General features: G+C 43.6%; 24 protein-coding genes. 15 read left to right on the top strand and 9 right to left on the bottom strand.

Features of this window, described 5'->3' with window-relative positions; translation table 11 throughout:
• Positions 1-49: 49 nt before the first annotated feature.
• The gene (locus tag RT084_RS06790) at positions 50-262 is read right to left on the bottom strand and encodes a hypothetical protein (protein WP_309576718.1); all 213 of its coding nucleotides are present in this window, start codon (positions 260-262) and stop codon (positions 50-52) included.
• Between the two features lie 424 nt (positions 263-686).
• Here RT084_RS06790 and RT084_RS06785 point away from each other — a divergent pair, with 424 nt between their 5' ends.
• The 8 genes from RT084_RS06785 (at position 687) to yaaA (ending at position 7,206) form a co-directional block, all read left to right on the top strand.
• A complete protein-coding gene (locus RT084_RS06785; RefSeq protein WP_257619723.1) occupies positions 687-1,154 on the top strand; it encodes a hypothetical protein in 468 nt (155 codons plus the stop codon).
• A gap of 145 nt (positions 1,155-1,299) precedes the next feature.
• Positions 1,300-1,728 (top strand): 30S ribosomal protein S6, encoded by a 429-nt coding sequence (gene rpsF, locus RT084_RS06780; RefSeq protein WP_007114929.1) that lies wholly within the window; start codon positions 1,300-1,302, stop codon positions 1,726-1,728.
• 15 nt (positions 1,729-1,743) lie between these two features.
• Positions 1,744-1,971: a 30S ribosomal protein S18 gene (gene rpsR / locus RT084_RS06775; RefSeq protein WP_313098543.1), complete on the top strand. Its 228-nt coding sequence runs from the start codon at positions 1,744-1,746 to the stop codon at positions 1,969-1,971.
• A gap of 15 nt (positions 1,972-1,986) precedes the next feature.
• Complete coding sequence (gene rplI / locus RT084_RS06770) at positions 1,987-2,445, top strand: 50S ribosomal protein L9 (RefSeq protein ID WP_060994380.1); 459 nt, start codon at positions 1,987-1,989, stop codon at positions 2,443-2,445.
• Between the two features lie 274 nt (positions 2,446-2,719).
• Positions 2,720-4,141 (top strand): replicative DNA helicase, encoded by a 1,422-nt coding sequence (gene dnaB, locus RT084_RS06765; protein WP_007114924.1) that lies wholly within the window; start codon positions 2,720-2,722, stop codon positions 4,139-4,141.
• A 27-nt stretch (positions 4,142-4,168) separates the two neighbouring features.
• Positions 4,169-5,254 (top strand): alanine racemase, encoded by a 1,086-nt coding sequence (gene alr, locus RT084_RS06760; protein ID WP_312384144.1) that lies wholly within the window; start codon positions 4,169-4,171, stop codon positions 5,252-5,254.
• Positions 5,255-5,380: 126 nt separating this feature from the next.
• The gene (gene argF / locus RT084_RS06755) at positions 5,381-6,301 is read left to right on the top strand and encodes an ornithine carbamoyltransferase (protein ID WP_096489138.1); all 921 of its coding nucleotides are present in this window, start codon (positions 5,381-5,383) and stop codon (positions 6,299-6,301) included.
• Between the two features lie 98 nt (positions 6,302-6,399).
• Complete coding sequence (gene yaaA, locus RT084_RS06750; protein ID WP_096489139.1) at positions 6,400-7,206, top strand: peroxide stress protein YaaA; 807 nt, start codon at positions 6,400-6,402, stop codon at positions 7,204-7,206.
• 227 nt (positions 7,207-7,433) lie between these two features.
• Here yaaA and groL read toward each other — a convergent pair whose 3' ends face one another.
• Both groL and RT084_RS06740 read right to left on the bottom strand, forming a co-directional pair.
• Positions 7,434-9,074: a chaperonin GroEL gene (groL, locus tag RT084_RS06745; protein ID WP_007114919.1), complete on the bottom strand. Its 1,641-nt coding sequence runs from the start codon at positions 9,072-9,074 to the stop codon at positions 7,434-7,436.
• Positions 9,075-9,245: 171 nt separating this feature from the next.
• Positions 9,246-9,539 carry a co-chaperone GroES gene (locus RT084_RS06740; RefSeq protein ID WP_197931485.1) on the bottom strand — a complete coding sequence of 98 codons (294 nt, stop codon included), beginning with the start codon at positions 9,537-9,539 and terminating at the stop codon, positions 9,246-9,248.
• A 402-nt stretch (positions 9,540-9,941) separates the two neighbouring features.
• Here RT084_RS06740 and RT084_RS06735 point away from each other — a divergent pair, with 402 nt between their 5' ends.
• The gene (locus tag RT084_RS06735; RefSeq protein WP_219334320.1) at positions 9,942-10,637 is read left to right on the top strand and encodes a DUF3108 domain-containing protein; all 696 of its coding nucleotides are present in this window, start codon (positions 9,942-9,944) and stop codon (positions 10,635-10,637) included.
• Between the two features lie 272 nt (positions 10,638-10,909).
• Positions 10,910-12,313 carry an outer membrane protein transport protein gene (locus RT084_RS06730; protein ID WP_313098523.1) on the top strand — a complete coding sequence of 468 codons (1,404 nt, stop codon included), beginning with the start codon at positions 10,910-10,912 and terminating at the stop codon, positions 12,311-12,313.
• A gap of 52 nt (positions 12,314-12,365) precedes the next feature.
• On the opposite strand, the gene RT084_RS06725 is transcribed toward RT084_RS06730, so the two are convergent.
• The gene (locus tag RT084_RS06725) at positions 12,366-13,256 is read right to left on the bottom strand and encodes a LysR family transcriptional regulator (protein ID WP_065252955.1); all 891 of its coding nucleotides are present in this window, start codon (positions 13,254-13,256) and stop codon (positions 12,366-12,368) included.
• 247 nt (positions 13,257-13,503) lie between these two features.
• On the opposite strand from RT084_RS06725, the gene leuC reads away from it, so the two are divergent.
• The 5 genes from leuC (at position 13,504) to RT084_RS06700 (ending at position 19,250) form a co-directional block, all read left to right on the top strand.
• Complete coding sequence (gene leuC, locus RT084_RS06720; protein WP_065252956.1) at positions 13,504-14,922, top strand: 3-isopropylmalate dehydratase large subunit; 1,419 nt, start codon at positions 13,504-13,506, stop codon at positions 14,920-14,922.
• 9 nt (positions 14,923-14,931) lie between these two features.
• Complete coding sequence (gene leuD / locus RT084_RS06715) at positions 14,932-15,582, top strand: 3-isopropylmalate dehydratase small subunit (RefSeq protein ID WP_007114912.1); 651 nt, start codon at positions 14,932-14,934, stop codon at positions 15,580-15,582.
• 286 nt (positions 15,583-15,868) lie between these two features.
• Positions 15,869-16,513: a hypothetical protein gene (locus RT084_RS06710; protein ID WP_313098517.1), complete on the top strand. Its 645-nt coding sequence runs from the start codon at positions 15,869-15,871 to the stop codon at positions 16,511-16,513.
• Positions 16,514-16,643: 130 nt separating this feature from the next.
• Positions 16,644-17,714: a 3-isopropylmalate dehydrogenase gene (gene leuB / locus RT084_RS06705; protein ID WP_060994371.1), complete on the top strand. Its 1,071-nt coding sequence runs from the start codon at positions 16,644-16,646 to the stop codon at positions 17,712-17,714.
• Positions 17,715-17,930: 216 nt separating this feature from the next.
• Positions 17,931-19,250 carry a L,D-transpeptidase family protein gene (locus RT084_RS06700; RefSeq protein ID WP_313098512.1) on the top strand — a complete coding sequence of 440 codons (1,320 nt, stop codon included), beginning with the start codon at positions 17,931-17,933 and terminating at the stop codon, positions 19,248-19,250.
• A 54-nt stretch (positions 19,251-19,304) separates the two neighbouring features.
• Here the strand turns inward: RT084_RS06700 and RT084_RS06695 are convergent, their stop codons facing one another.
• The 5 genes from RT084_RS06695 to purU all read right to left on the bottom strand — a co-directional run bounded on the left by RT084_RS06695 (position 19,305) and on the right by purU (position 23,973).
• A complete protein-coding gene (locus RT084_RS06695; RefSeq protein ID WP_050325040.1) occupies positions 19,305-19,529 on the bottom strand; it encodes a hypothetical protein in 225 nt (74 codons plus the stop codon).
• A gap of 97 nt (positions 19,530-19,626) precedes the next feature.
• Positions 19,627-20,136, bottom strand: a complete 510-nt coding sequence (gene lysM, locus RT084_RS06690; protein WP_050325039.1) for a peptidoglycan-binding protein LysM — start codon at positions 20,134-20,136, stop codon at positions 19,627-19,629.
• Positions 20,137-20,424: 288 nt separating this feature from the next.
• Positions 20,425-21,528, bottom strand: coding sequence for a calcium:cation antiporter (locus tag RT084_RS06685; protein ID WP_313098506.1), 1,104 nt, complete (start codon positions 21,526-21,528; stop codon positions 20,425-20,427).
• A gap of 86 nt (positions 21,529-21,614) precedes the next feature.
• Positions 21,615-23,012: an MFS transporter gene (locus RT084_RS06680; protein ID WP_313098502.1), complete on the bottom strand. Its 1,398-nt coding sequence runs from the start codon at positions 23,010-23,012 to the stop codon at positions 21,615-21,617.
• A 100-nt stretch (positions 23,013-23,112) separates the two neighbouring features.
• Positions 23,113-23,973 carry a formyltetrahydrofolate deformylase gene (gene purU, locus RT084_RS06675; protein ID WP_065252963.1) on the bottom strand — a complete coding sequence of 287 codons (861 nt, stop codon included), beginning with the start codon at positions 23,971-23,973 and terminating at the stop codon, positions 23,113-23,115.
• Positions 23,974-24,208 lie beyond the last annotated feature (235 nt).

Here is a 24,208-nt window from a genome sequence, read left to right as displayed (position 1 = left end):
ATTAGTTAAGCGGTTTTAGCGGTTTTAGTTATTTATCTAGCGTACTTTGTTATCGCGCAACTGGGGTTTTGGCAGTAGTCAGTGTTTGCATTTTTTTGGCGACAATCCATGCAATTGGAATAGATAGGATTAAACCGACAATCGCTGTGGCTATAATGTGTGGAATTTGGTCAAAACCAGTTACCAGCGCAATGGTCATTAAAACACCGATAGTCACACCAGAAGCGATTGTAAAAATTACGCTAAATAATTGCCAGTTCATAACAATTCCTTATTATTGTGTAAATAGATGTATTTGTTACGTATAGTTATAATCCAATCCCACACTCAATACAAGGGAAAAAAAGATTAAACAAATGCGCAACCTAAAACAATTGGTTATCAATCCCACATTTTTAGTAAGGTTTAATTTGAATCAAATCTATCGAAAAATCCAAAAAATCCGTGTTTTTTTCCGATTAATATCACTGAGGTCGAGGAATTTAATTGGCTTTATAAACATTGATGAAAAAAAATCCCACCCAGTTTTTTAAGTTTGATGGCATATTTTTTAGTAACTATTTTTAATAACTATGACCCAATAACATGACTTGGTTAAAAAATTGTGGTAAAGAAATCTTCTGTAATCTGCTATGTTAGCGGTGTTTATCAATTGTTTAACACAATAAAGGACAGGAGTATTTGATATGCATCAACAATTTTCTTTTTTCGCCGCTATTAGGCTATCTACTAAACGCCTAGCTAATAAACGCCAAGCTACTAAATGCATAGGAAGTGCCGCTGCAGTGATTGGCTCAGCCCTAGCCTTGGGCGGCTGCGCCGCTACCACTGGTACCGGTGTGATGGATGCTAATAGCACCATCGGCGCTGCCAACAATGTCGGCATGGCGATATTTAAAGCCGCAGTGAATCAACAATGCCAAGCTCAATTACAAAATAACCAATACTGGCGCTTGGGCAGTGTATTGATGACTTCCGAGAAGCAAGCAGAGGTAGCGAGCAATGTCTGTAGCTGCGTCAGCGAAAAAGCCCCGCAGTCCGTCACCATTGTCGATTTGACCACAGCAGCAGTCGACCCGGCCGCGCGCAATGTCATTGTGGCGCGTGCCGTATCGAATACCTTACAGCAATGCGTGGGCGAATTTGTTAAGTAAATATTAACTTGCTACTGAGTGTGTGCTACTATATAATGGCGCACCTTGTTTATACCAATATAGTTAGATGATTCTAACTTAGGTGCATTCAATCTCCTTGCTGTTGACACGGGGTCAACGGCTGTTTAATCCGTGAGGAGTCTTTATGAGACATTATGAACTGGTATTATTGGTTCACCCAGACCAAAGCGACCAAGTGGTTGGCATGGTTGAGCGTTATATCAACTTAGTAAAAGAACAAGGTGGTGCTATCCATCGCCTAGAAGATTGGGGTCGTCGTCAATTAGCTTACCCAATCAACAAAGTTCACAAAGCTCACTATGTGCTATTAAACATTGAAGCGGGTCAACAAACGCTTGATGAGCTTGAAGAATTATTCCGTTATAACGATGCTATCATCCGTAGCTTAGTTATCCGTCGTGACGAAGCGATTACTGAAGAATCACCATTAGCAAAAAGTGCTGAAGAAAAACGTGCTCGTAAAGCTTCACGCCGTAACGATACAGCTCAAGATGACTATCAATCAAATGATGATGAGTCAGAAGTTGATGCTGAAGACAACAACGACGAATAATTAAGGAGACTAATCATGGCACGTTTTTATCGCCGCCGTAAATTTTGCCGTTTTACTGCTGAAGGCATTACCCATATCGATTATAAAGATATCGAAATCCTAAAACAGTATGTCATTGAAAGTGGCAAAATCGTACCAAGCCGTATCACTGGTACTTCAAACAAATATCAACGCCAATTGGCTGTAGCAATCAAACAAGCGCGTTATCTTGCGTTGGTTCCTTACACTGACAGCCAAAAATAAACCGAGGAGTGATATATGCAAGTTATTTTATTACAACGTATCGCTAACCTAGGTAAACTAGGCGATACTGTTAATGTAAAAGCAGGTTATGGCCGTAACTTCCTTGTACCACAAGGTAAAGCATTACCAGCTACTGCTTTTAACATCGAAAAATTTGAAGCACGCCGTGCAGAACTTGAAAAAGTAGAAGCTGATGAATTAGCCGCTGCTAATGCCCGTGCTGAAGCGCTACAAGACGTCAATGTTATCATCCGTGCAAAATCAGGTGATGAAGGCAAACTATTTGGCTCTATCGGTACTCGCGATATCGCCGATGCCTTAACTAAATCTGGTTTACCTGTTGACCGTTCAGAAGTTAAATTGCCTGAAGGTGCATTACGTCAAATTGGCGAATACAATGTTGACATTCAATTACATCACGATGTAATGACCAACATTCAAGTCACTATCTTGGCAGAAGATTCAGCTGCTTAATTGATAGTTTACTTTAAAAAAGAGATGGCTTTGCTGTCTCTTTTTTTTATTGTTTGCGGCGTAAAAATTCAACAAGAAAGCCTAAAATTCAAGCTGATTTCATTCAAAAAAATTGCCGTTTTTTTATATTTTTCTCATTAGAATTTGGATGGTTTTTTCGGTATATTGACTGTTCTATTTTGATGCGTGTGTTAGACTCACCATTTGCAACCGATAACTTTTAGCAAAATTTTGCCCTTTCAAACTATTTAAAATAACTTTATCACAGGTCATCATGGCAGACGATAAAACCAAAGAGAACGATCTTAAGAATACTTCGCTGACGCAGCATCAACCGCACAGTATGGACTTAGAAAAGTCCGTCCTAGCGTCGCTGATGAGCCTTGAAGAGTCGTTTGATCGCATCTCAGATATTATTACCAAATATGATTTTTATGCACAGCGCCATCAATATATTTTTGATGCTATCTCTCATCTTGCCAATGCCAATGAGCCGTATGATGCCACCATGGTGATGGACTGGCTCGATATGCAAAAACTGCTTGAACCTGCAGGTGGTAGCGATTATCTAGGCGATATCCTATCACAAAGCCCAGCGACGCTGTTTAACTTGACTGCTTATGCGCAGCGGGTCAGGGAATTTTCGACTTTACGCCAAATCATCAAAGCCGGCAGTCATATGCTAGAGCTTGCCTTTGACCCAAAAAATCAAAGTGTAAGTGATATTTTAGACACCGTTGAAAGCGAAATTTTTGCCATCAATGAAACCCATAGCCGCCATTCAAAACACAAGGGTCCTACCCAACTAAGCGATGTTATCACCAATGTCGTCAACAATATCCAAGAACTTAAAGACCATCCTGAAGGCATGATTGGGCTTAAGACCCCGTTTGAAGAACTCAATAACAAAACCCAAGGGCTACAAGCGGGCGATCTCATTATTGTGGCAGCGCGTCCTTCGATGGGTAAAACCACATTTGCGATGAATTTGGCAGAGAGTATTTTATTTCATACCGATTTACCTGTGGTGGTGTTTTCAATGGAAATGCCTGCTGAGTCAATTGTGATGCGTCTATTGTCCTCTTGGGGGGCTATCAACCAAACGCATTTGCGGTCAGGTCAAATGAACGAAGATGAATGGGGTAAACTTTCCAATGCCATCGCTCATCTGCATGCTAAAAAACTGTATATCGATGACAGTACCGCGCTACCACCATCTGAGGTTCGTTCGCGCTGTCGCCGTATTGCCAAAGACAATGATGGCAAACTTGGCATGGTAATGGTCGATTATCTACAACTGATGAAAGTGCCAGGCTTAGGCGACAACCGCGTGGGTGAGATTTCGGAGATTTCTCGAAGCTTAAAAGCGCTTGCCCGTGAGATGAATTGCCCTGTGGTCGCTTTATCACAGCTCAATCGAAGTTTAGAAAATCGACCCAACAAACGCCCGATTATGTCGGACTTACGGGAGTCGGGTGCAATTGAGCAGGATGCCGATTTGATTATGTTCATTTATCGTGATGAGGTTTATAATGAAAATAGCGATGCTAAAGGCACAGCTGAAATCATTATCGGTAAACAGCGTAATGGACCTATTGGGACAGTGCGCCTATCCTTTGAAGGGCAATTTACCCGTTTTGGTAACCTAACCCCTGAATTTTACCAAACCGCTTCCTTTAGCGAACCTGATGAATAAAAATTTCACTGCAACAAGGTCAAGATTGTGCGTCAAACCAGCATCACCATCGATTTAGCAGCGCTTACCCATAACCTACAACGCGTCAAAGATTATGCCCCGACCGCCAAGGTATTAGCCATGGTGAAAGCCAATGCCTACGGGCATGGCGCAGTCAACTGTTTACCTGCCGTCGCACAAGCCGATGCCTTAGGTGTCGCTTGTTTGCAAGAAGCGATAGAACTACAACAGGCTGGCTGGCAAAAACTAATGGTAGTGATTGAAGGCGCGTTTTCGTTAGCAGAATGGCAATATTGTATAGCGCATCAAATCGAGTGCGTGGTACACCACCAACGCCAATTAGACTGGGCGTTGCAGCAGCCTGCAAAAGCGGGCGCAACCGTGTGGCTAAAACTAAACACTGGCATGAACCGCCTTGGCTTTACATCGGGTGAAATCAAGAAAATCGCCCAGCAATTAACTAGCTCAGGCTATGAGATTGTTTTGACCACCCATTTTGCCAACGCTGATGCCATCGATCATCCCAATAACCAACAACAGTTTGAGTTATTTGATTCAACCCTACAAATGCTACGTGACCAAGTAAACCCAGCGATTAAAGGCTCATTGTGTAATTCAGCAGGGATTGTGAACTGGTCAGACCGCCATTATGATTGGGTGCGCCCAGGCATTATCTTGTATGGGGCAACGCCTGTAAATCATGCCACTGCCAAACAGCTAAATCTGCAACCCGTCATGCATTTTAACGCCAGTATCATGGCAATTCATACGCTAAAAGCGGGCGATAGCGTGGGTTATGGTAGTCGCTGGACTGCCCGAGCCCCAGCGCGCATCGGCATTGTCAGTGTGGGTTATGCCGATGGCTATCCAAGGGTGATTAGCGATGATGCGTATGTCGTCGCCGCAGGTCAACAGGCGCCTATCATCGGTCGGGTGGCGATGGATATGTTGATGGTTGATTTGACCCATACCACTGGGGTAAACCTTGACTGCCCTGTCCAGCTTTGGGGTAATGCACCGAGCATTGATGAGGTGGGTGGCTGGAATGATACCATTAGCTATGAGCTGTTAAGTGTGGTCACCCGACGTCCAACATGGATTTATCAGTCATAACTGTTAACTATGTGACGGATGTTAAAGTGACACAAATGCGTCAATTTGCTAGACAGTTTGGATAAATCCGCTATACTGATAGTTTACTGTAATGTTTATTGACAAAATTGGGATGTAGGACAGGCAATGAGTACCCGCCATTTTTTGACGTTATTGGATTTTAGCAAAGAAGAATTAATGCAAGTGATTAAACGTGGCAGTGAACTGCGTTTGATGCAGCATGAAGGGGTTATTTATCAGCCTTTTGTCGGTCGTACCTTGGGGATGATCTTTGAAAAATCGAGTACCCGTACCCGTATTTCGTTTGAAACAGGGATGGGACAGTTTGGCGGTCATGCCATATTTCTATCACCTCGCGATACCCAGCTAGGTCGTGGCGAACCGATTGAAGATTCAGCACGTGTCATCTCACGCATGGTCGATATCGTCATGATTCGCACCTTTGAACACAGTATTGTTGAAAAATTCGCCCAGTATTCACAAGTGCCTGTTATCAATGCACTCACTGACGAACAGCATCCTTGTCAGCTACTAGCCGACATCCAAACCTTTATAGAGCACCGTGGTAGCATCGAAGGCAAAACAGTGACTTGGATTGGGGATGGCAATAATATGTGCGCTTCTTTTATCCATGCTGCGCATCAATTTGGCTTTCAACTGCGGGTTTCCGCGCCTTATGGGTTTGAACCCAATGCCGACCTCATCAAGCAGTATTCGCACTGTGTTGAGCTGGTCGAAGATGTTAATGAGGCGGTCAAAGGCTCGCATTTGGTCGCCACCGATGTATGGGCAAGTATGGGGCAAGAGAGCGAGCAAAATACTCGTGCGCGGCGATTTGCCCAGTATATGGTGACCCGCTCATTACTGGATAAAGCCGATCCAGACGTATTATTTATGCATTGTCTGCCTGCCCACCGCGGCGAAGAAATCTCCTATGATTTGCTTGAGGATCCGCGCGCTGTGGTATGGGATGAAGCCGAAAATCGTCTGCATGCCCAAAAAGCATTGATGGAATTTTTGTTAACCGATAAAATCAAACTCGCCTAGTCTATGTGGCTTGGGCGTTATCTTTGCGCCCTGCGCTGCCATTATCATTATCTTAACCGCTCTAATTCTTAACCGATAAAGTAAACGGAACATACCCCATGTACTTTGTGCTCTCGCCTGCCAAAAATCTGAATAAAAAAAATGATTTACCTTTTGATTTTAGTCAACATTACACCCAGCCTGCTTTGATGGCGCACGCTTGCGAATTGATGAGTGAATTAAAAACATTAGCGCCAACCGATTTGTCGGCGTTGATGAGTATCTCAGCTAAACTTGGGCAATTAAATGCCGTGCGCAACCAAAATTGGCGATGGGATACTACCCAGCCATTTAGTACCGATCATGCTGACATACCTGCTAAAGCGGCGCTGTATTTATTTGATGGTGATGTCTATACAGGTTTGGCAGCGAAGCAAATGACTGAACAACAAGTCCATTATGTCAATGAGCGATTAGGAATATTGTCTGGGTTGTACGGCTTGTTAAAGCCGCTTGATTTGATGCTACCTTATCGCTTGGAAATGGGCACAAAACTAAAAAATCCTAGAGGCGATAATTTGTATCAATTTTGGGGCGATACGCTTGCCAATCTCATCAATCAACGCATGGCAGAAAATAAACACAAAGTTTTGGTAAACTTGGCTTCCAACGAATACTTCAAGGCGGTTAATCCCAAAAAAATCAGCGCGGATATTATCACGCCCCGTTTTGAAGACGGCAAAGATGGTCAATATAAAGTGGTAAGTTTCTATGCCAAAAAGGCACGCGGCTTGATGGTGCGTTTTGCCGCTGAAAATCAGCTGACAACCGCGCAACAGTTAAAAGACTTTAACTTGGAAGGCTATCAGTTTGTTGAAAATGCTTCAAGCTCAACTGAGTATGTTTTTAGACGGGATAATGATTAACTGCGCCGCCATTTAACGCAAAATATTCGCCCATAAATCCACACTCATACTATCTTTTAACACATTTTTATTGAATACACCGATGGTGTTGGCTTGTGGTAGTGAAGCGGTCGGTAGTTCCATCGTCATGGTTGTGATAATTTCCCTAATTAAAAAACCCTATTAAACTGAAGTTTAATAGGGTTTTAATTTTAGCTAAATGGCTTGAGTAGGATATAATCTTTAGATTACATCATGCCGCCCATACCACCCATGCCGCCCATACCACCCATGGCAGCAGCGCCAGCGTCGTCTTTTGGCAGGTCAGTAATCATTGCTTCTGTCGTAAGCATCAAGCCTGCCACAGATGCTGCGTTTTCAAGCGCTGAGCGAGTGACTTTGGCTGGGTCTAAGATACCCATTTCAAGCATATCGCCATATTCACCAGTCGCTGCGTTGTAACCGTAGTTACCTTGACCGCCTTTGACTTGGTTTACCACCACAGATGCTTCATCACCTGCGTTGGTCACGATTTGACGAAGTGGTGCTTCCATCGCACGGCGTAAAATGTTGATACCCGCGGCTTGGTCGTCATTGTCACCATTGACATTGTCAAGCGCAGAGATAGCACGAACCAATGCCACACCACCACCTGCTACAACGCCTTCTTCGACGGCAGCACGAGTTGCATGCAAGGCATCATCCACACGGTCTTTTTTCTCTTTCATTTCAGTTTCAGTCGCCGCACCGACTTTGATAACTGCCACACCGCCTGCGAGTTTAGCAATACGCTCTTGTAGCTTTTCTTTGTCATAATCAGAGGTTGATTCTTCCACTTGGCGACGGATAGAGGCAACACGATCATCGATTTCAGTTTTTTGACCGGCACCATCGACAATCACAGTGTTTTCTTTACCAACCGTCACTTTTTTGGCAGTACCTAATACTGATAAATCCGCAGTTTCTAAGCTCATGCCCAGTTCTTCTGATACAACTGTACCACCCGTTAAGATTGCGATATCTTGAAGCATCGCTTTACGACGGTCACCAAAACCAGGGGCTTTGACAGCACAAACTTTTAAACCGCCGCGCATGTTATTCACAACTAAAGTTGCCAAGGCTTCGTTTTCAACATCTTCAGCAATGATCAGTAAGGCTTTACCAGATTTCATCACGTTTTCAAGCAGTGGAATCAACTCACGGATATTGCTGATTTTTTTGTCGACTAACAAGATTAATGGGTTTTCTAGTTCAGCGGTCAACGTATCTGCTTTATTGGCAAAGTATGGGCTGATGTAGCCACGATCAAATTGCATACCTTCAACGACTTCAAGGGTATCTTCAAAGCCTGAACCTTCTTCAACTGTGATTACGCCTTCTTTACCCACTTTTTCCATCGCTTGAGCGATTAAGTCACCGATAGTTTGGTCAGAGTTAGCTGAGATAGAGCCAACTTGTGCGATGGCTTTAGTGTCATTGGCTGGGGTTGAAAACGCGTGGATTTGTGCAACAACAGCACGTACACCTTTATCGATACCACGTTTTAAGTCCATTGGGTTCATGCCAGCGGCAACTGATTTCATGCCTTCTTGCAAAATCGCTTGGGCTAAAACAGTCGCTGTGGTAGTACCGTCACCTGCAACATCATTGGTTTTGCTTGCAACTTCACGGACCAGCTGTGCACCCATGTTCTCAAATTTGTCATCAAGTTCGATTTCTTTAGCCACTGATACGCCATCTTTAGTGATGGTGGGTGCGCCAAAAGATTTGTCGATAACCACGTTACGACCTTTAGGGCCTAATGTCACTTTAACCGCATTTGCCAATACGTTGACGCCATCAATCATTTTTGCACGGGCATCAATACCAAATTTTACATCTTTAGCCATGTTAAATTCTCCAAATTATAAATTTTTATTTGTATAAGGTAGTCCAAATTGCTACCACGGTTGCTATCAATTATTTTACCAAGTACTTAACCAGTTAGATTAAGACCAGGTAAATTAAGACTAAGTAAATTAGCTTTTGGGTAAAAAACGATTGTTTAAAGTAATGACTGATTAACCTTCAATCACACCTAATACATCACTTTCTTTCATAATCAATAATTCTTCACCATCTACTTTAACCGTTGAGCCGGCATATTGACCAAAGAGTACTTTGTCGCCGACTTTGACATCGAGCGCACGTACATCACCGTTTTCACGGATTTGACCATTACCTACTGCAATGACTTCACCTTGAGACGGTTTTTCTTGGGCGCCGCCTGCTAGCAATAAACCGCCAGCTGTTTTTTGTTCTTCTTCGCTGCGACGCACGACGATACGATCATGTAAAGGACGAATTGCCATAATCTACTCCATAAATTAACTGTTAAATTATTGTTTGAAAGCCGTAGTTAGCTTTGAAAGCTGTGATCAGCTCAGAGGTTGGCTCAAAAGACCCCCTCTATTTTGCCGACCACAAAAAGATGATAACTATCTGTTTGCATAAATAATCATATGCTTATGACATGTTATCAATTCACTGTCTAACAGTGGGGATGTATGCCAATTTGTTCAAGCAGAAAATTACGAAATTTTGCAATTTGTTGTCAATTTTTTAACCCCTTCACCCAAATACCTCATAAAGACTGTCGTTTATTGCACAATCACAATCTTTTGTTAACTGGCTTGTATTTGCTTGCCATCAATACTACTGTATGCATACCAAATAGATTTAACCTTATCTGATGAACGTTATTTGATGGATGAAACATGAAAAATTCTTTAGTAAAAAAACTATTAGTAAGTACTTCACTCGTGTCAGCGATGGCTATCACTTCTATAGCGAATGCGGCAGTTGCCCCTTTTAATGCAACCTATAATTTTAATATTGAAGGCAAATACAATGGTACCGCAAGCCGTGTATTGACCCAAACTGGCAATCAGTATTTTTATAACGTTAATGCAAGTGTCGGTAAATTAGCCAGTGCCAAGCAAACCGCCAATTTTGTCAATGCCAATGGCGCTATCTTACCGGTGAGCGCATTAACACAATACAAAATTTTGGGGACGGGTCGAACTACCACCTTGAACTTTAATAATGCAAAAAAACAACTGGTTACCAATTATAAAGGTCAAAACAAAGTCATTGCTTTGCCACAGCCTGCCTATGATGATTTAAGTTTGGAAATTCAAATTCGGGAAGATTTAAAAGCAGGCAAATTCCGTGGTAACTATTACATGGCAGATCGCAATACAGTTGAAGCAGTGCCCTTCAAAAAATCTGCCATGACTCGCATTACCGTGCCAGCGGGCACTTTTGACGTGGTGCGTATCGATCGCGTGCATGATGATAAAGACCGTCAAACCAGTTTTTGGTTAGCCCCAAAACTTGATTATCTACCTGTTAAAGTCGTTCAAAACAATGATGGTAAAAAAATGGAAATGAATCTGGCTAGAGTAAATTAATACTTTGTCATGCTTTGACTCAAACACCGATTATATTAATCGGTGTTTTTTTATGTTTATGTCACTGTAAATACGCTATTAGTGACTTATCAGGTCAGAAATTGGCGTCATTTTTGTAAGCCATAAGTTGTCAAGGCGTAAGTTTTTAACTATTCTTTGTGGGTCCATTGGAAGGCCTCACTATCCTGTCTAAGTTTTTCATACCTTTTAGCAACCTTTAGCAAGCTCTCCAATTCGCACTTTATCAATATCCATGTAAAAGGGAGTATTTCATGTCATTAAGATTGCAATCCTTAACACTCGCTATTGCCAGCATTTCATTTGCTAGCGCTGCCCAAGCCGCAGGGCTCGACCGCTCAACTCAGCCAAGTTGGGGGTTTACGCAAGATGGCACTTTTGCCTACATTGAACGAATCACCATTGACCCATCGATTAGTGGCAAAGACAATGCAGCCACCACCCCTTCGCCAACCACGTACGAAGAAGGTCGCGATACCAACAACATGGCGCTAAACTATAATTTTATCAATTATGGGGCAAAAGCAGACATCAATGATAAAGTCAGTGTGGGTGTGTTTTTTGACCAACCGTGGGGCGCGGATGTTGAGTTCACAGGCAATAATAACTTTGTCAATGGTACAGTCAGCGCGCAGCAGGTTGCTGGTGCAGGACAAGCGGCGCAAGCAGCCGCCATAGCTGCAAAAACCGCCGCCGCCGCTGCAAAAGCAGATCCAACCAACCAAACACTCGCTTATAATGCAGCTAACGCGGTTAAAACCGCACAGCAAGCAGGGGCAGCCTACAATCTAGCAAGCAATATCGCTCAGCATCCCAACGAAGGTACCAATGCCTCCGTTGATAGTAAAAACTTCACGGGTTTGGTGGGGGTCAAATTTGGCGAAAAAAATAACTGGCAAGTATATGGCGGGCCGGTATTACAAAAATTAGAAGGTGAAGTGCATTTACGAGGTAAAGCCTACAATTCTACTCAAGGTTATGATGGTATCTTTGCCCAATCGAATGGTTATGGTTGGATGGCAGGTTTAGCCTATAGCAAACCTGAGATTGCGCTTAAAGCGGCGTTGACTTATCGCTCTGAAATTGATCATGACACTGTAGCGTATGAGTCCATGCCTGCAACTGGCGAATCCGGCAGTTATGACATGACCATCACTACCCCAAAATCCGTGAATGTTGACTTTCAAACAGGTCTTAATCCAACCACCCTATTGACCGCAAAACTGCGCTGGGTACCTTGGAGTGATTTTTCAATCAAACCGCCTCTGTATAATGCAACGACTAAAAAAGCCACCGGCGCGGATTTTAAACCCCTATATCCCAATGGTTTAAACTTGATTGATTACTCAGATGATGGCTGGGCAGCAGAAGTGGGCTTGGGTAAAAAATTAAGTAATCAATGGGCGGTATCAGGCTCAGTGGGCTGGGATAGCGGCGCGGGTGATCCCACCACCACCTTAGGACCTGTGGAAGGTCATTGGAATGTGGGTCTAGGCGCCAAGTACAATGTTACACCCGAAGTTGCCGTGTCGGCAGGCGTGAAATATTTGATGTTTGGCGATGCCAAATCAAAAATCCCCAATGGCGACTTAGTGGGTGATTTCCAAAACAACGATGCTTGGATTTATGGGCTGCGTTTAACTTATCAGAAAAAGTAAGTCTCATAAAAAAAGTCTATCACATCGATAGGCTTTTTTTTATATCGATCCATTAATCGCGATGTTTACCATCCACCTCTAATCCTAACATATCAAGTAAGGCTGCCATACTTGCAGATACCGTGATATTTGGGTTAGTAACCAAACCCAAATAGCGTTGCAACTCAACGGGGGTATCCATATTAATCGGCTGTAAATCTTGATTGACTAACGTTTGTGGTAACACCGACCAGCCTAGCCCAACCGACACCAACATACGAATCGACTCTAGCGGGTTGGTGCTCATCGTGGCATACGGTTTTAAGTTATATTTGGCAAATTCAGCTAAAGTGATTTGGCTGGTAAAGGTATTGGCGGCGGGTAGAATCGCTGGATAATTCGCCAATTGCTCAAGCGTCACGTTCATTTTATGCGCCAGTGGCGATAAAATGCCGGTCACAAAATGCAGCGGATCTGACCATAGCATATGATAATTTAGACGTTTATCATACACAGGGGGTAGCGTTAAAAAAGCCAATGACAAGTCGCCATCAAGGACTGCTTTATGCGCTTGCTCGGAATCGACAAAATGCACTTCAAGCTGTACTGCAGGATAGCTTTGGATAAATTGTTTGAGGACAGCTGGCAGATGATGTAAGCCAATATGATGACTGGTACCGATAATCAGTTTGCCTGATACCGTTTGCTGGCGGTTTTTAAGATTAATTTTTAGATTATCGTAATCATCTAGCCAGCGTTTGGCATGGGGTATCAAGTCATGCGCCGCTTGGGTTGGGATAATACCACGACCCACAGTATCAAAAAGGGTGACATCAAATTCGTCTTCTAAGTTTTTGATACGCTTACTTACTGCAGGCTGTGTAATAAATAGTTTATCAGCCGCCTGCGAGATACTACCTGTTTGCATAACCGCTAAAAAAGTATTTAAATTTGTGGTATTCATCTTTCCCCCAAAACTAAAACCCTACCATTTGATATAAATAAAAGTTTCATTCTTTAAAAAATATATTAAATAAGATTATAAGATAACGTTTGCCCAAATACAATTTATTTAATCGCCCAATACATTCCTAAAATTTTTATAAAATATAAAAATCATCAATTAAAATTATCATTTTTCTTTGTTATAATGTCGTTATTGTTTACCCGATTACTACGCCCTTTTATAAAAAAACCATAGGATGTGTGTCATGGCAGCACAAACGCTTTATGATAAACTTTGGCAAGACCACTTAGTCAATCAACGAGACGACGGTTCGAGTCTTATCTATATCGACCGTCATTTATTACACGAAGTCACAAGCCCACAAGCATTTGAAGGCTTGTCATTGGCAAATCGTGACCCTTGGCGTTTGTCAGCAAACGTCGCCACCCCTGACCATAATGTTCCAACAGTGGCAAGCGAACGTAAAGAAGGGGTGGCAGGCATTAAAGATGATGTCTCTCGCTTGCAAGTAGCCACACTCGATGAAAACTGTGCCAAATTTAACATCACTGAATTTACCATCAATGACGTGCGCCAAGGCATTGTGCATGTGGTAGGCCCAGAACAAGGTTTAGTGTTACCTGGGATGACGGTGGTGTGTGGCGACTCACATACCGCAACCCATGGTGCGTTAGGCTGTCTTGCCCACGGCATCGGTACCAGTGAGGTTGAGCATGTATTGGCAACGCAGTGTCTTGTGCAAACCAAGATGAAAAATATGCTTATCAAAGTCGATGGCAAATTGGGTGAAGGCGTCACCCCCAAAGACGTGGTACTAGCGATTATTGCAAAAATCGGCACCGCGGGCGGGACAGGTTACGCCATTGAATTTGCAGGCGATGTGTTCCGTGACATGAGCATGGAAGGACGTATGACCGTGTGTAATATGGCGATTGAAGCGGGCGCGCGCGTTGGTATGGTGGCCGTTGATGACACCACGATTGAATACGTCAAAGGTCGTCCCTATGCGCCTACCGGTGAAATGTGGGATAAAGCCGTGGCTTACTGGCAAACCCTACATTCAGATGCTGATGCCGTGTTTGATACCGTCATTGAGATGGCAGGCGCGGACATCGCCCCCCAAGTATCATGGGGCACTTCCCCTGAGATGGTGGTGGATATCAGCGCGCACGTCCCTACCCTAGATGCGGCAAAAGATGACGTCCAAAAAGACGCTTGGACACGCGCTTATGAGTATATGGGTTTGACCGCAGGCCAACCGGTCACTGACATCAAAGTCGATCGGGTGTTTATCGGCTCTTGTACCAACTCACGTATTGAAGATATTCGCGCGGCGGCGGCGGTTATCAAAGGTCGCAGAGTCGCAGATAGCGTCAAAGAAGCGATTGTGGTAGCTGGTTCTGGGTTGGTTAAACAACAAGCAGAAAGCGAAGGGCTAGATAAAATCTTTACCGCAGCGGGTTTTGAATGGCGGGAGCCAGGCTGCTCGATGTGCCTCGCCATGAACGCGGATAAATTGCAGCCAAAAGAACATTGCGCCAGTACCTCGAATCGTAACTTTGAAGGTCGTCAAGGCAATGGCGGACGCACCCATTTGGTCAGCCCTGCCATGGCCGCCGCTGCCGCATTAGCCGGTCATTTTGTTGACGTGAGAAATTATTAAGGTAGAACTATGAAAAAATATACCCTTGAGCAGGGCATTGTCTGCCCACTAGATCGCTCAAACGTGGACACTGACCAAATCATTCCAAAACAGTTTTTGAAATCTATCAAACGCACGGGGTTTGGTGCCAATTTATTTGATGAATGGCGTTATTTGGACGAAGGCTATCCTGGTCAAGACAATAGCAAACGCCCCATTAACCCTGATTTTATTTTGAATCAGCCCCGTTATCAAGGTGCTAACATTTTGCTTGCGCGTAAAAACTTTGGTTGTGGTTCAAGCCGTGAGCATGCCCCTTGGGCGCTCGAAGAATACGGTTTTCGCACGGTGATTGCGCCAAGTTTTGCCGATATTTTCTACAACAACTGCTTTAAAAACGGCATGTTGCCAGTGATTTTAAGCGAAGATGCGGTCAGTGAATTGTTTGCCGAATGTTTTGCCCAAGATGGCTACCAATTAACCGTGGATTTAGAAAAACAGCAAGTGATTTCACCCTCAGGTAAAAGCTATGCGTTTGACGTCGATGAATTTCGTAAGCACTGTCTGCTCAACGGTTTAGACGATATTGGTCTTACCTTACAGCAAGCTGATAGCATCAAAGCGTATGAAGAGAACGCCAAACAATCACGCCCTTGGGTATTTGGCACAGGCGCGGCTTAAAATGCTGCTTGGTTAGGTAAATGTCCACTGTTAGTAGCGTTTCATCATTGATGATTTATCATTGATAGTTTATCCATCATGTATCCCATCCTGCGTATAAGCCGTGTCTAAAAAGGCATTTTTTGACAAAGGTTGGCATATTGGTTATGTTAGTCACATTTTAGCGTGCCTATGACTGTGTTTAAATCATGGCATCATCCGCCATAATTATCATCGTCTAACTATGGCAGCCACCCTGTTACTGCAATATTTTAGTTGCCTTTTTTGATTTGAGGGAATAACGACCATGATGTTTACGAAGCGCTTTTTTCGCCCTGACTGTTTGCCTGTTGTAGGTATAGCCATTGCGATTTGTTCGGCAGTGGCGCTATCTGGCTGTCAATCAATGACAAAGCAGCCAAGCGCACGCGCCAAACCCTCAGTGGTAACAGCGCCGCAACCGATTGCTGCAGGCAAAAGCACCCTAAAATGTACCGGCATTTATGCCTGTGAAATCAATCGTATTGGCACGTTGTCAGTTATTAATCAATCGACTCACACCCCGAGCGCTACACTTGGCAACCATAGCCAAGAGACTAGCCCAGTGACCGTCACACCTTTGATGAGTAAGCCGCAGAGCAAATCTACTATACCAAATTACTTGGTAAGTTTTCCCAGTGGTCAGCACGTGGTTGCCACCCGTTTTTATTTGGATGAGGATTTGACGACGGTTGAAAGTTTTAGTTTTATCCATCGTTTTGAAAGCGGTAAACGCTATGAGCTCAAAGCCTACCGCCAAATTCAAAAGACCGATTATAGTTTGCTAGCGCAGTCTGCCCCAACGCCCCTGTGTATTGATTTGTATGAAAATGCCAAACTTACCAATCAATGGTGTAAAAAACCTAATCAGCAAGGCGCTTTATCGAATGAATTTGTAAAGATTGCTTTATAGATGCGCCTTAAAGCGTGACGCAAAAAAGCGTCATTCAATAATGCCTGATTCGATTATTTTTTAGAAACTAACAAAATTTTAAAAGCTGCGTTGTCAGCAAAAAGTTGTGGATTAACGTGAAGGAAGTAACATGACAAAACAGATCGCCGTATTACAAGGTGATGGTATTGGTCCTGAAATCATTGGACAAGCTGTCAAAGTATTGGACAAATTAATCGAGCAAGGCTTAGACGCTCGCTATGAGTATGGGCTGTTAGGTGGCTCAGCGTATGATGCGCATGGCTCACCCTATCCAGAAGCTACCCAAACCCTGTGCCGCAAGGCTGATGCGGTATTGCTCGGTGCTGTCGGCGGCCCACAGTATGATAGCCTTGAACGCTCAGTGCGCCCAGAGCGTGGATTACTGGCGATTCGTAAAGACTTAAATCTATTTGCCAATCTTCGCCCAGCCATTCTTTATCCAGAGCTTGCCAATGCCTCAACTTTAAAACCTGAGGTGGTATCTGGCTTAGATATTTTGATTGTCCGTGAGCTCACCGGCGATATTTATTTTGGTGAACCACGCGGTATTCGCACGCTTGAAAACGGCGAGAAAGAAGGCTATAACACCATGAAATACAGCGAATCAGAAATTCGCCGTATTGCCAAAGTCGCTTTTGAAGCGGCACAAAAACGCGGTAAAAAACTCTGCTCAGTTGATAAAGCCAACGTACTTGAGACCACAGAGTTTTGGAAGCAGATTTTCACCGAAGTCGCTGCCGAATACCCAGATGTTGAATTGACTCACATGTATGTCGACAATGCAGCGATGCAGCTGGTCAAAGCCCCAAAACAGTTTGATGTGATTGCCACAGGCAATATTTTTGGCGATATTTTGTCAGATCAAGCCTCAATGCTGACTGGCTCTATTGGTATGCTACCATCCGCGAGCTTAAATGACACAGGTAAAGGGCTATATGAACCATCGCATGGTTCTGCCCCTGATATCGCCGGTCAAAATAAAGCCAATCCATTGGCAACCATTTTGTCATTGGCGATGCTGTTACGTTATAGCCTCAATGATGAAGCCCGTGCCACGCAAGTTGAGCAAGCGGTGCAAAAAGTATTACAGCAAGGGTTACGCACAGGCGATATCTTTGAACAAGGCACCACGCTGGTTTCTTGTTCAGACATGGGTGATGCGGTCATCGCTAACTTATAATCTTTGATTAGCCTAATTTTTATCTTGCGTGAAAGGCAGTGTTAGCTGGTCTAACCTGCCTTTTTCTATGGCATTTTTACCAACATTTTTTTGAAAAATTTGTAAAATCCTGCTTATCTTCAACCGAGTTTTGCTATAGTATGCCATTATCGTTTCTCTAAAACCTCGATGACCTTCCATCCTCCCTTGCTAAATTTTTCTTAAATTTCAATGACTATGTCTTCTTATCATAAAATATTACCTTGCTTTACAAGCCTACTACTTGCTATCAGTTTATCTGCCTGTCAACAGTCACCCAATCAAGCTATGGATGTACCCACAGTTGCGACAGCAAGTACTACAGCTAGTACTGCAGCCAGTACAACCGCAAGTGTCGCTGCCTCTTCGCCTGCCCCAACGCTAAAAGCCAATGTCAGTCAACAGTTTATTGGCACAAGCTTGGTGCAGCAACGACTGAAACAAGCCTTGCCAGAGATTGCCTATACCACTGATAATTTACCGATGATTGCCCAGCAAGTAAACCAAGTGAGTTGGTCACCCAAAGGCGCTATTGAATTAAAAACCATGCCTGCCTCTGCGGTGGTGGCGTCACAAGCCGCATCAACCCCGCCTGCCTCAGCGACCCCATCTGTGACGGGTTTTCAATCAACTATTGACTATGCTGCGCTCAAACAATCGGCTAATGACAATCCGTCATCCGTGGCTAACAAAGACGCGTTACCATCAAAACAAGTGTCCATTAAACCTGATGAACTGCTGGTATTTAAGACCCAAGCCCTGCTTAACTGGCATGGGCATAGTGTGGGTGCACTGACAGGAATAATGAATAAAAATACCATCAAAGCGATGCAGATTTTTCAGCAAAAACACAATCTGCCCGTAACCACCACGATGAATGAAGCCACTTGGTCAGCGTTAACCAGCAACGAGACGTTAAATAAGCAGCCGATTTTTATCAATTATCAGCTAACGCGCGATGATTTGGTGATTACCAAAGTGCCCAGAGACATGCAATACAAATCAGCGCGTGAAGCGGTAGCTGAAAAATTTCATATGAGCCAAAAGCTGGTAAGTCGATTAAACCCCACCACGCCACTCAAAGCGGGTAATATTATCACCGTCTACAATCCTTATCAGCCCAATATGACGGAAGTGACTAAGGTTGTGAGCGATAAAAAGAAAAATATCTTGTACGCCTATGCTGCTAGTGGTGAGCTTGTTGCAAGCTACCCGACAACAGTCGGCTCTAATTACACCCCCTCACCCTCTGGCACCTTAAAAGTTAAAAATCGGGTATTAAACCCCACCTATAATACTGATTTTTCTTCCAAAGAAAAGTGGCTACCACCAGGACCCAACAACCCTGTGGGGCGTGCTTGGATTGGGTTATCAAAACGGAGTTATGGTATTCATGGCTCGCCTGAGCCTGAGTTAATCAGCGCGCAAAAATCACACGGTTGTGTGCGTTTGACCAATTGGGATGCGCTAAGTCTGTATGGCACGATAGCCGATGGCGCAGACGTGGTATTTGAATAAGTTTATATTGTATAGGCGTCAACTAAACACCCCAAAATCTGGGGTGTTTGGTTATTACGCTTCCTGTCGCCAAACTTGTTTTCGCAAATCCTGCTTGGTTTGTCGCCGCTGTTTTTTGCGGGCGATTTCGACATCGTCTTTTTCATGCAGTCCGCCTTTTTGCAAAAGCGGATTTAACGCCAAGTAATTACGGGGTTTAACAGCCAAATTGGATTGAGCGATTGACGGATTTTTCTCCAGTTGCTCGCCCAATTTAATTAATTGTTTTTGGTTTTTCATGGTTTATCCTTAAAACTTTATTTATCGATATGCAAATTTTTTTATAAAAAAACCAGCGACAGGAGTCACTGGTTTTTTAAAAGGCTTAAGGTAAAAATTAAGCTGGGATACGAAGCACTTGACCTGGATAGATTTTGTTTGGGTCAGAGAGTAATGGTTTGTTGGCTTCAAAGATTTTGTTGTATTGGTTGGTATCGCCATACACTTCTTTTGAAATTTTTGACAGCGTATCGCCTGATTTCACTGTGTACATACGAGATTCTGGCTCTTGCGTCGCAACCGTGATGTTGTCTTCCACTTGTGCAACATACTGTACATTACCTGCCGCTAGAATGGCTTTTTCGCGCTCTGCTTGGTTAGCAGCAGAACCATTAATAGTTACTTTGTCAGTGTTACCGTCATAGTTGACTGATAGATTGTCAATTTTGGCATTTTGTTGGATGCGCTGAATCAATAAGTTTGCAATCTCTTGTGCAGATGGCTCAGTAGAAGCTGCAGGCGTTGCGGTTGGTGCAACGTTTGATGCGGGTGTCGATGCTGGCGCAGCGTCTTTGTTACGATGAAAGATTTTATCACCGATGTCTTTTGCAAAGCTAAATAGTCCCATTTGTTTTTCCTTATGTTGTAATATTTTAATGCACAATTTTTAATGTATGGTTCGTTGAAACTCTTAAATGATCGTTTCAACACCTCAAATGAATAGAATGACCTCTAATCACTACAACGATAATCGTGTTAAGTATGGCGTTATTCTAGTTGCCCTCTAGATTATCAAAAACTTAAATTAATGAGCATAAGTATTTAGTAAAGGAATGTTACTAATTGCAAGTATCCTTTCATTTATTTATTACGTCATTTATTACGCCAATTTTCTATGCCATTTATTCCTTTAGGGTTAGGGAATAATGGAGAAAAACACAAAAGTGGCTAACATGACCAAATGGATGATGCCATGTAAAAAAGTGGTGCGCCCGGTACTTAAAGTATTGATGGTTATCATCAGCGTAATAACCAGCATTAGCCCTTCTTTGGCGGACAACCCAAACATGACGGGCGTTGCTGTGAACATTGAATAAAGCGCGATAACAGGAATTGTCAACGAAATGGACGCCAAAGCCGAGCCTAACGCCAAATTTAAACTGTTTTGCAGTTGGTCGTTGTAGGCAGCTTTTACCGCAGCAATAGATTCAGGCAACAGTACCAAAGCAGCAATGATAATCCCTAACACGATTTTTGGCATACCCATCGCCAGCAGCGCCGCTTCCATCGCAGGCGACAACATCTTAGCAAGACCCACGACCGTCACCAAACTGAAAAACAAAAATCCTACACTCATCGCCGTGGTTAGCGCATTATCACTGTGATGCAGGTCTTCTTCCCCGTCGGCAATAAAATAATCACGGTGACGAATGGTTTGGGTAAAGATAAAGGCGGCATACAAAATCAAACAGCAAATCGCTACAAACAGCAGCTGAGCGCCAATCATAAAACCGCCTGCGGCAGAGGTGGTAAAATTGGGTAAAATAAATACGATTAATGCAATCGCCAATAACACACTAATTGCCGCTTTACTGCCATGCAAACTATAACGCTGTACGTAATTTTTGATACCACCAATCAACAGGCAAATACCAATAATCCCGTTACAAATCAGCATCACTGCTGCAAATACCGTATCACGGGCAAGCACCGCGGCATCGGTGGGTGTGCTACTACTCATGAGTGCCAAAATAAGTGCCACTTCAATCACAGTGACCGCCAATGCCAAAACCAACGTACCAAAAGGCTCCCCCACTTTGTGAGCAATCACCTCAGCGTGATGTACGGCAGCAAAAACTGACCCCATCAAAAAAATCGCCGTCACGGTATTCATGATGATACCCGAAGGATGCCAAATCAAATGCACCGCAAGCACTAAAGCGGCGATACTTGGCGACAATAACGTCCAAATGGGTAAATTGATATTAAATTTTTGGTTCAGCCAAAATGTTTTTGCCATATCCCCTCCGCTCTATCTATATTTTCTAATTTATCATATAAATAGATAATATGGTCAAAAATATCAAAAATCAATTAAAAATGAAATTATTTCTCATTACTTTGTAATTTATGCCAGTAAATTATTGGTGTAAGACAAACAAAACCAATTAGCATACTCACCCAAAAATGCCATTGATAGCCCAAAAAATGCGCCATATAGCCGCTGGCAAAATGCGCTGAGCCGCCCAACACCGTCAATAGACAAACCTGCACGGTAAAATCACTCCCCGCATTGGCAGGGCGTGAATAATGCATAATGGTCGTGAGCATCGCAATCAGCGCCAACGATGCACAAAAATGCTCCAGTGCATTGACGACATAGAGCCACAAAAAATCCGTCAGTAACTGATGATAAAACCCATAAGCCACCAAGCCATATAACCCTGTGGTCAGCGCTTGGGCAAGATTAAAATACAGCAGGGACGTAAAGCGAGTGAGTCGTTTCATCAAAATTGTGGCGACCCCTGCCCCAGCGACTGAGGCAGCCGAGCCCAAAATAGTTGCCCAAAAGCCAATTTGCTGCAAGTTGAGTCCGACATCGACCATCATCGGTTTGACCATGCCGCTTGAAATGCCATCAGCAATTTTATAGGTCAATAACACCCCTAGCCAAGCCAGCATCTCCCGCGATGACCAAAAATATTGATAATGGTGGCTCAGGTAATTTTTTAGTGCCTTAAAACTGCCAGATTTTTCTGCCTGTACTTGTTTTTTGGAAGGTATAACCGAGGTGTTGGCGTGCTCTTTAAAAAACACAATGGGCACGGTATTCATTGCCACCAAAGCCGCCATGGCAAGAAAACTATTACGCCAGCCCCATTGTTCTAACAGCATCAGTAAAACACCGCCACCGATAATCAGCCCCAGCCGATAGCCGATGACTTGTACGGCATTGCCTTGGCTTTGGCGATGATGGTGATTGGTCGTTTGATTCACCGAATCAAGAGTAGGTGCAGGCATATCATGGGTCAGCGGTTCTTTGGGCGCAATAGCCGTTTTAAGCAAACGGGTTGCTAGCCCATCCGTCGCCACATCGTGTGTCGCCCCAATGAGGCTTAAGGTAAATAACATCCCGTACAACGTCATCACCGAACTGGTTTGTGCCAAATTATGCGGTTCAAAAAACGCCACCGCAATTAGGATGACGATTGACAGCCCTTGCATCGGCAAAATCCAACTTTTGGCGCGTCCGATTTTCTGTGAATAATAGCCGTCCACGACAGTAGCCCACAGGAATTTAAGCCCCCAAGGTACCAAAATCAGCCCTGACCAACCAATGGCAACCAGTGAGACTTTGTATTCACGTAAAATCGCTGGCAAGGCTTGGGTGATAAATCCTGCGGGCAAGCCTTGAGCCAAGTATAAGGTGAGCAGTAAGCCCAAGGTTTTATAGTGGGTCATACGAGTGTTGGATCGTGGCGCTGGCGACTTTGATAACGGCATAGGACTACCACAGGTAGATTATTTTTATAATGAGAAGGGCGTAAAACCTACGCCCTAATAACAAGATAAGTTGCAATGACAACAAATAACAGATGAAAAATTAGTTAAATACCACCGTTTTATTGCCTGTGACAATCACCCGGTTTTGTAGATGCCAACGCACGGCACGGGTCAGCACGCTACGCTCGACATCTTGTCCAATCGCCCGCAATTCTGCCACATGGTGGCGATGGCTGACACGGTGCACGTCTTGCTCAATAATCGGTCCTTGGTCAAGGTCAGCTGTGACATAATGCGCGGTGGCGCCAATCAGTTTGACGCCTTTTTCATACGCTTGGCGGTATGGATCAGCACCGACAAAGGCTGGCAAGAATGAGTGGTGAATATTGATAATTTTCATGTGCCAAGCGGCGGTAAATTCAGCGGACAAAATCTGCATATAGCGCGCCAGCACCAACAAATCACAGTCTTTTACCAGCGCTTGAATCTCGGCTTCTGCTTGTACTTTGTTGTCTTTGCTTACAGTCACTTGATGAAATGGCACACCAAAATTTTCTACCGCTTGGCGCAAATCATGGTGATTACTGACGACACAGGTAATCTCACAATCTAGTTGCCCTTGTTGCCAGCGCCATAGCAAATCAAGTAGCGCATGGTCGTATTTGGACACCAAAATTGCCACTTTTTTACGTTTGCTGTTGTCAAATAGTTTCCATTCCATTTGATAGATGCGAGCGACGGTATGCTCAAAACTGCCTTTCATGTTGTCGATGATATTGTCTAAATCATTGATAGCCATTTCAAGGCGCATAAAATATTGACCACCTTCGGGTTCAGTCGAGTATTGGTCAAGGCTGATAATATTGGCGCCATAACGATAAAAAAATTCGGATACAGCTTGCACAATACCTGCGCGGTCTTGGCATTTAATCAATAAAGTTGCAGTAGCTAGTTGGCTCATGAGGTACATCTTGTGTTCAATTTTCAAAAGATGCCATTGTAGCGATTTTTGTGTCGACAAAGAAGTCTAAACCCGTCAAAAGCCTTGTTGGATATAAAAATTTTCTTGAGATTCGCTTACCCACTGCCTGTTAGCCTAACTTTTAACCTAAATTTTAACTTATCTTTTAACCTGCCTTTTAACTTATAGTTAAAACTGTAATATAATAAGCATTTTAAACCAATACCACCATGCC

This window comes from Moraxella sp. CTOTU48717 (assembly GCF_032057165.1).
Lineage (GTDB): Bacteria > Pseudomonadota > Gammaproteobacteria > Pseudomonadales > Moraxellaceae > Faucicola > Faucicola tetraodonis.
The sequence above is the reverse complement of the archived record's forward strand: the minus strand, read 5'-3'. Positions and strand labels throughout refer to the sequence as shown.